Below are 7635 nucleotides of genomic sequence, written 5' to 3'. Positions count from 1 at the left end.
GGAATCAGCCGTCCACGGCTGAGCCAGGGTCGCCTCGGACATCCCATAGCCGCCGGTGTTGGACTGGCCGGCGAACACAACAAGCGCCAAAGAGAGTCTCCGCTCATTCCCTGCGCCTGTTTGACGGAAGAATTCGTCAGGACGCAGGCGGCAGAACTAGCGTGGCGATAATCGGTTCCGACGCGCGCCCTATGGCTTCAGCGGGCGGACTTTCCCGGCGGCCTCTCGAGCCCTGGCACGGGCGTCCTCGATCTCGCCGCCGCGGGCCAGGGCCACGCCCATGCGGCGGCGCTCGAAACTCTCGGGCTTGCCGAACAGGCGCAGGTCCGCGCCCGGCACGCTGAGCGCCTCGGCGACGCCCTCGAAAGCGATGCCCGTGGCCTCCAGGCCACCGTAGATCACCGCGCTGGCGCCGGGCGTGCGCAGGCTGGTGTCCACCGGCAGGCCGAGGATGGCGCGGGCGTGCAGGGCGAACTCGCTCTGTACCTGGGTGGCGAGCGTCACCAGGCCGGTGTCGTGCGGCCGGGGGCTGACCTCGGAGAACCACACCTCGTCGCCCTTCACGAACAGCTCGACGCCGAACAGACCCAGCCCGCCGAGCGATCCGGTGACGGTGGCGGCGATGTCGCGGGCACGTTCCAGGGCGGTGGGGCTCATGGCCTGGGGCTGCCAGCTCTCCACATAGTCGCCCTTCACCTGCCGGTGGCCGATGGGGTCGCAGAAGGCGGTTTCGATGACGCCCTCGGGCCCGCGATAGCGGACGGTGAGCTGGGTGATCTCGAAGTCGAAGGCCACGCGGCCCTCGATGATCACCCGGGGCTGCTCCACCCGGCCGCCCTCCAGGGCGTATTTCCAGGCCGCGGCGATCTGGTCGGCGCGCTCCACATAGGACTGACCCTTGCCCGACGAACTCATCACCGGCTTCACGAAGCAGGGGAAGCCGGTGACGCCTTCAGCGGCGGCAGCCAGCTCGGTCTCGGTCGAGGCGAAGGCGTAGGCGCTGGTGGGCAGGCAAAGCTCCTCGGCGGCCAGCCGGCGGATGCCCTCGCGGTTCATGGTCAGCTGGGCGGCGCGCGCGGTGGGGATGACGGTGGCCAGCCCCTCGGCTTCGATCCGCACCAGCTCGTCGGTGGCGATGGCCTCGATCTCCGGCACGATCAGGTGCGGCCGCTCGGCCTCCACCAGGGCGCGCAGGGCGACGGGGTCGGTCATGGCGATCACATGGCTGCGATGGGCCACCTGGTGGGCCGGGGCGTCGGGGTAGCGGTCGACGGCGATGACCTCGCACCCCAGCCGCTGCAGCTCGATGGCCACCTCCTTGCCGAGCTCGCCGGAGCCCAGCAGCATCACCCTGACCGCCGACGCAGAGAGCGGGGTGCCCAGGCGCACGGTGTCAGCCCAGCCGCTTGCGGGCCTCGGCGGCCACCGCCTGGGCGGTGATCCCGAAGTGGGCGTAGAGCTTGTCGGCCGGGGCGCTGGCGCCGAAGCCGGTCATGCCCACGAAACCGCCGTCCTCGCCGATGAAGCGGTCCCAGCCGAAGCGGACGGCGGCCTCCACCGCGACGCGGACCGTGCCGCGGCCGATGACCTTGTTCTGGTAGGCCTTGGTCTGGGTTTCGAACAGCGCCCAGCAGGGTGTGGAGACCACCCGCGTGCCGATGCCGTCGGCCTGCAACAGGTCTCGAGCCGCCACCGCCAGGGCGACCTCCGTGCCCGAGGCGAACAGGGTCACCTGGGTCGGACCCTCGGCGGCGCGGAGCTCATAGGCGCCGCGGGCCGACAGGTTCTCCGAAGAGGCTTCGATCCGGACGGCGGCGGTCTTCTGCCGCGACAGGGCCAGCAGCGACGGCGCCGTGACCGTCTGCAGGGCGACCTTCCAGCACTCGGCGGTCTCCACCGCGTCGGCCGGCCGGAACAGCTGCAGGCCCGGCATGGCGCGCAGCGCCGCCAGTTGCTCCACCGGCTGGTGGGTCGGGCCGTCCTCGCCGACCCCGATGCTGTCGTGGGTGAACACGTGGATTACGCGAACCCCCATGATCGCCCCCAGGCGGATCGCCGGGCGGCTGTAGTCGGAGAACACCATGAAGGTGCCGCCGTAGGGGATCACCCCGCCGTGCAGGGCCATGCCGTTCATGGCCGCGGCCATGCCGAACTCGCGGATGCCGAAGTTGATGTAGCGGCCGGCGTAGTCGGGGGCGTCGAAGGTCTGGGTGGTCTTGACGAAGGTGTTGTTGGAGCCGGTGAGGTCGGCCGAGCCGCCCACCAGTTCCGGGATCGCCGGGAACAGGGCCTCCAGCGCCGCGCCGGAGTGGGCCCGGGTGGCCGCGCCGGGCCTGGTGGCCACCGACTCGGCGATGAAGGCGTCCAGCTTCTCAAAGGCGTCGGCGGGCAGGTCGCCGCGCACCGCCCGCTGGAACTCGGCGCGATGCGGCGAGGCGGCGAGCCGGGCGGCCCAGGCCTTGCGCGCCTTGCCGCCGCGGCGCCCGGCGACCCGCCAGGGCTTCACCACCTCATCGGGGACCACGAAGGGTTCGTGCGGCCAGCCCAGCTTCTCGCGGGTGGCGGCCACCTCGGCCTTGCCGAGCGCCGCGCCGTGGGTGGAGTGGTGGCCCTCCAAGGTGCCGGCGCCCTTGCCGATCTTGGTCTTGCACGCGATCAGGGTCGGCCGGTCCTGGCGGATCGCCCAGGCCATGGCGCGGCGGATCTGGCCCACGTCGTGCCCGTCGATGCGCTTCACCGCCCAGCCCGCAGCCTTGAAGCGGGCGAGCTGATCGGTGGCGTCGGAGAGCGCCACATGGCCGTCGATGGTGACGTCGTTGTCGTCCCACAGCAGCGTCAGGCGCGACAGCTTCAGCCGCCCGGCCAGGCTGATCGCCTCGTGGCTGACGCCTTCCATCAAGTCGCCGTCGCCGCATTCGACCCAGGTGCGGTGGTCCACCAGGTCCTGGCCGAACCGCGCCGCCAGCCGGCGCTCGGCGATGGCCATGCCGATGGCGGTGGCCAGCCCCTGGCCCAGCGGGCCGGTGGTGGTCTCCACCCCAGGGGTGTGGCCCCACTCGGGGTGGCCGGGCGTCTTCGAGCCCAGCTGCCGCAGGGTCTTCAGTTCGTCCATGGTCACGGCTTTGAAGCCGGTCAGGTGCAGCAGGGAATAGAGCAGCATCGAGCCGTGGCCGCCCGACAGCACGAAGCGGTCGCGGTCGGGCCAGTGGGGATTGGCCGCGTCGTACTTCAGGAACCTGGTCCACAGAACCGTGGCCACGTCGGCCATTCCCATGGGCATGCCGGGGTGGCCGTTGGAGGCCCGCTCGACGGCGTCCATCGAAAGCACGCGGATGGCGTCGGCCATGGTCTGCAGGGGTGCGGGCATCGAGGTCCGGTTCGGCTGGCGGCGGAGGATGCCCGGCGGGGTCGCATGCAAGCGCGCAGGGGTCAAGGAACCGGACGCCGCGCCGCGGTGGATTCACAAGCGGGCCGACGCAGGTCTATAGATGGGTCGCCACACCTTTTCGGGAGGACGGCGATGAACGCGAGCGACAACGCGCTCGACCTGGCGGCCAAGAGACTCGAACGCGCCCTGCACCTTCTGGAGCAGCGCCTCGCCGCGCGCCTGAAACAGGCGGGCGCCGCGGCCGACGGCCTGTTCGACCAGGATCGCGCCAATCTCGCCTCCGCCCTCGACCAGGCCCGCGCCCGCGAGCGCGAGCTGGAGGAGGCCGGCGCCGATGCCTCCGCCGCCCTGGGCCGCGCCATCGTCGAGATCCGCGCCGCCCTGAACGGCCAGGCGCCGGCCAAGGAGCAGCCCTAGCCATGGCCCAGATCACCGTCGACGTGAACGGCCGCCCCTATGCGGTGGGCTGCGAGGACGGGCAGGAGGCCCACCTCCTGGAGCTGGCCAAGATGTTCGACCACCAGGTCCGCCAGGTCAGCCAGGATATGGGCCAGCTCGGCGACACACGCCTGTTCCTGATGGGCGCTCTGCTGCTGGCCGACGAACTGGCGGACGCCCGCAACCGCCTGGCCAGCCTGCAGACCGAGGTCGGGCGTCTGCAATCCGACCGCGCCCGCATCGAGACCCGCGCCGTCACCGCGCTGGACACCGCCGCCAAGCGCATCGAGAAACTGGCCGGCGAAGAGGCGGCCTAGCGACGTCGCTTGAGAAAACCGCCCGGGATCACTACCTTGTTAAGCGGCGGGTCTGCTGCAGCTCTCGTCGAAGGCGACATATTCCAGCGACCCTAATTCACTCAAAGGGAGCTGTCCCTGGCCGGGATCGTGGTCTCGGGCACACGGCGCCCACCTGTTACTAACAGGTCGAGGGAATGAAACAGTCCTTCACGGCTTTGCGGCGCCGCCACTTCCTTCGCTGTAAAGCGACAGCGTGACCGACAAGCCCGCCCTGCGCCAACACCTGCGAACCCGCCGCCGCCGCCTGGCCGCCGAAGCGCCGGATGCGGCTGAGCGCGCCGCGGCCCTGGCGCCGCTCGACGCCTTGCCGCCCTTTCGCATCGTCTGCGGCTATCTAGCCCAGGGTTCGGAGATCGACCCCCGCCCGCTGATGGCGCGCCTGACCGGGGGCGGCGCCGCTTCCGCCCTGCCGTTCGCCGCCAGCCGCGACGCGGTCCTCGCCTTCCGCCTCTGGAACCCGGCCGATAACCTTAAGCCCGATGCGTTCGGCATCCCGGCTCCGCCACCGTCCGCGCCCTCGGTCGAGCCGGACCTGGTGATCGCCCCTCTGCTGGCGTTCGACCGCCGAGGCGGGCGCCTGGGGCAGGGCGCTGGCCACTACGACCGCACCCTGGCGAACCTTCGCGCAACCCGGCCGGTTTTCGTCCTGGGTCTGGCCTACGCCGGCCAGGAGGTGGATGAAGTCCCCATCGAGCCGCACGACCAGCGGCTCGACGCCATTCTGACCGAGACGGACTACATCCGCGTCCGCTAGGAAGCCGCCATGAGACTTGCCTTCTTCGGAGACATCGTCGGCCGCTCGGGCCGGGACGGCCTGGCCGAGCACCTGCCGGGGCTGAAGCGCCGCCTGGGCCTGGAGTTCGTGGTGGTCAACGCTGAGAACGCCGCCGCCGGCTTCGGCATCACCGAGGCCACGGCGCGTGAGCTGTTCGACGCTGGCGCTGACTGCCTGACGCTCGGTAACCACTCCTGGGACCAGAAGGAGGCGCTCACCTACATCGTGCGCGAGCCCCGGCTGATCCGCCCGCTCAACTATTCGGCCTTCAGCGCAGCGCCGGGCCGCGGGGCCCAGTTGTTCGAAACCGACTCAGGCAAGCGCATCCTGGTGATCAACCTGCTGGGCCGGGTGCATATGGACTCGCTCGACGATCCCTTCGCCGCCGTGGACCGCGAGTTGGAGGCCTGCCCCCTGGGCATGGCCGCCGACGCCATCGTGGTGGACATCCATGCCGAGGCCACCTCGGAGAAGATGGCCATGGGCCACTTCTGCGACGGCCGCGCCAGCCTGGTGGTGGGCACCCACACCCATGTCCCCACCGCCGACTGTCAGATCCTCAACGGTGGCACCGCCTTCCAGACCGACGCCGGCGCCTGCGCCGACTACGACAGCGTCATCGGCAACCAGAAGGAAGAGCCGCTCAGGCGGTTCACCACCCGCATCTCCGGCGGCCGTTACCGCCCGGCGGAGGGCCGCGCCACGGTCTGCGGGGTCTATGTCGAGACCGACGACGCCACCGGCCTGGCCCGCCGCATCGAGCCCATCCGCATCGGCGGGCGCCTCTCCCAGCACGTGCCGGTGAGCGACGCGGTCACCGCCGCCTAGATTTCCACCGTCCGAGCGGGTCTAATCGCGCCGTTGCAACCGGGGGAATCCGATGCTCGCCAAACTGCTCGTGCGCTTTGTGTTTGCGGCCCTGGGCCTGTGGCTCGCCGCCAAGCTGGTGCCGGGCGTCAGCTTCAACAACACCGGCACCCTGATCTTCGCTGCCGTGCTGCTGGGGGTGGTCAACGCCATCGTGCGGCCCGTGGTGTTCATCCTCACCCTGCCGATCACCGTCCTGACCCTGGGTCTCTTCCTGCTGGTGGTGAACGCCGCGATGATCGGGCTGGTAGCCATGCTGCTGGGCGGTTTCCAGGTGGACGGCTTGGTCGCTGGCGTGCTGGCCGCGGTGGTCACCGGCGTGGTCTCCTGGGTCGGCGCCATGCTGCTGCGCGACCAGAAGAGCTAAGCCACCGCGTCAATCTCGGATTCCGTCAGGCCGGCCTCGCGCAGCACCTCGCGGGTGTGCTGGCCTAGCTGCGGCGCGGGCCGCGGCGGCGCCGGGTCGAGGCCGGGGAACCTGGCCGGCATGGCGGGCGCCCGGAAACTGCCGCCCCGCCCATCCGGCGTCTCCACGAAGCAGCCTGCGGCCTGGGCCTGCGGATCGGCCGCCAGCTCGGCCAGAGTGGCCATCGGCGCCCAGATTACGTCAGCCTTGGTGAGCATGGCCCCGGCCGCATCGAAACTCAGTTCGGCGAAGGCGGCGTCGACGATGGCCATCACCTCGCGCACCGCATCCTGCTCGGCCATCGGGATGGCGTAGCGGGGATTCTCGCAGATGTCGGACCGGCCGATGGCCGCCATCACCGCTGGGAAACAGGCGGGGCCGCGCGGGACCATGCAGATCCAGCGGCCGTCCCGCGTGCGGAAATAGCCGGAGATGGCGCTGGGGCGATCCCGCCTGGGCTGGGCGGTGACCGCCTGGCCGTAGCGCAGCTGCACCGACAGGTCCCAGCCGATGGCGTAGGCGCCGGTGCGGATCAGTGAGGTCTCCACCAGCCGGCCCACGCCTGTGCGGCTGCGCTCATGCACGGCCGCCAGCACCGCCGAGAGGGTGGCGAGCGCGGTCACATGGTCCCCGAAGCCAGGGCGGCAGGGAAACGGGGGCTGATCCGGCGGGATGGTCGAGGCCGCCACCCCGGCCCGGCTCCAGAACCCGGTGATGTCGAAGGCCGGCACATCCACGTCCGCGCCCTCCAGCCCATAGCCGGAGACGCTGGCGTAGATCAGCCGGGGCAGGCCGGCCTTCAGGCTCGCGTAGTCCAGCCCCGCGCGCTTCAGGGCGCCGGGCCGCAGGTTGGTCACGAACACGTCGGCGTCCGCCAGGATCGCCAGCAGGGCGGCCCGGCCATCAGCCTTCGAGGTGTTCAGGACCACCCCGCGCTTGCCGCGGTTCTCCAGGGAGAACACTGGATTGCCGGGGCTCTCGGGGGTGTCGGGAAAGAAGGTGCGCGTGGGGTCGCCCGCCGCGCTCTCCACCTTGATGACGTCGGCGCCCCACTCGGCCATGGCCGCCGCGCAGCCGGGCCCCGCCACCCAGGTGGCCAGCTCCACGACCTTGAGCCCCTCGAGCAGCATCGCAGCGCCCTCCCAACCGTTCGAGTGCATAGTGGCCGGCGTACCGGGCGGAGAAAAGCTGCGAGGATAGGCGTCAGCCAAAGAAAAGGGGCGGAGCCTTGCGGCCCCGCCCTCGTCCTTAAGCTACTGACCTTGAAGCGTGGACTAGAAGTCCATGTCGCCCATGCCGCCCATGCCGCCGCCGGGCATGCCGCCGCCGCCGCCTTTCTTGGGCGCCTCGACGATGGCCGCTTCGGTGGTGATCATCAGGCCGGCGACCGAGGCCGCGTCCT

The 7635-nt window shown here is 70.9% G+C and carries 9 protein-coding genes and 1 other RNA gene; 6 read left to right on the top strand and 4 right to left on the bottom strand.

From position 1 onward, the window contains the following. Nucleotides 1-189 precede the first annotated feature (189 nt). Both purT and tkt read right to left on the bottom strand, forming a co-directional pair. Nucleotides 190-1389: a formate-dependent phosphoribosylglycinamide formyltransferase gene (gene purT, locus ACLL81_RS09150; RefSeq protein WP_411288033.1), complete on the bottom strand. Its 1200-nt coding sequence runs from the start codon at nt 1387-1389 to the stop codon at nt 190-192. Between the two features lie 4 nt (nt 1390-1393). Further along, nucleotides 1394-3367, bottom strand: coding sequence for a transketolase (gene tkt, locus ACLL81_RS09145; RefSeq protein ID WP_411288032.1), 1974 nt, complete (start codon nt 3365-3367; stop codon nt 1394-1396). Between the two features lie 153 nt (nt 3368-3520). Here tkt and ACLL81_RS09140 point away from each other — a divergent pair, with 153 nt between their 5' ends. The 6 genes from ACLL81_RS09140 to ACLL81_RS09115 all read left to right on the top strand — a co-directional run bounded on the left by ACLL81_RS09140 (nt 3521) and on the right by ACLL81_RS09115 (nt 6194). Next, nucleotides 3521-3805, top strand: a complete 285-nt coding sequence (locus ACLL81_RS09140; protein ID WP_411288031.1) for a DUF4164 family protein — start codon at nt 3521-3523, stop codon at nt 3803-3805. Nucleotides 3806-3807: 2 nt separating this feature from the next. Next, nucleotides 3808-4143 carry a cell division protein ZapA gene (locus tag ACLL81_RS09135; protein WP_411288030.1) on the top strand — a complete coding sequence of 112 codons (336 nt, stop codon included), beginning with the start codon at nt 3808-3810 and terminating at the stop codon, nt 4141-4143. 49 nt (nt 4144-4192) lie between these two features. Then, nucleotides 4193-4352, top strand: a non-coding RNA gene (ssrS, locus tag ACLL81_RS09130) — 6S RNA. Nucleotides 4353-4378: 26 nt separating this feature from the next. Beyond that, entirely contained in the window at nt 4379-4939 is a 561-nt protein-coding gene (locus tag ACLL81_RS09125) for a 5-formyltetrahydrofolate cyclo-ligase (RefSeq protein ID WP_411288029.1), read from the top strand. 9 nt (nt 4940-4948) lie between these two features. Beyond that, nucleotides 4949-5788: a YmdB family metallophosphoesterase gene (locus ACLL81_RS09120; protein WP_411288028.1), complete on the top strand. Its 840-nt coding sequence runs from the start codon at nt 4949-4951 to the stop codon at nt 5786-5788. Between the two features lie 52 nt (nt 5789-5840). After that, nucleotides 5841-6194, top strand: coding sequence for a phage holin family protein (locus ACLL81_RS09115; RefSeq protein WP_411288027.1), 354 nt, complete (start codon nt 5841-5843; stop codon nt 6192-6194). On the opposite strand, the gene ACLL81_RS09110 is transcribed toward ACLL81_RS09115, so the two are convergent. Together ACLL81_RS09110 and ACLL81_RS09105 are read right to left on the bottom strand one after the other, a co-directional pair. Then, nucleotides 6191-7363: a CaiB/BaiF CoA transferase family protein gene (locus ACLL81_RS09110; RefSeq protein ID WP_411288026.1), complete on the bottom strand. Its 1173-nt coding sequence runs from the start codon at nt 7361-7363 to the stop codon at nt 6191-6193. The two genes, ACLL81_RS09115 and ACLL81_RS09110, sit on opposite strands and share 4 nt — an antisense overlap. Nucleotides 7364-7507: 144 nt before the next feature. Next, nucleotides 7508-7635, bottom strand: a 128-nt coding sequence (locus ACLL81_RS09105; protein WP_411288034.1) for a hypothetical protein, incomplete at its 5' end; no start/stop codon positions are given.

This window comes from Phenylobacterium sp., assembly GCF_046590535.1.
Classification (GTDB): Bacteria; Pseudomonadota; Alphaproteobacteria; order Caulobacterales; family Caulobacteraceae; genus Phenylobacterium.
This window is presented reverse-complemented; position numbering and strand designations above follow the sequence as displayed.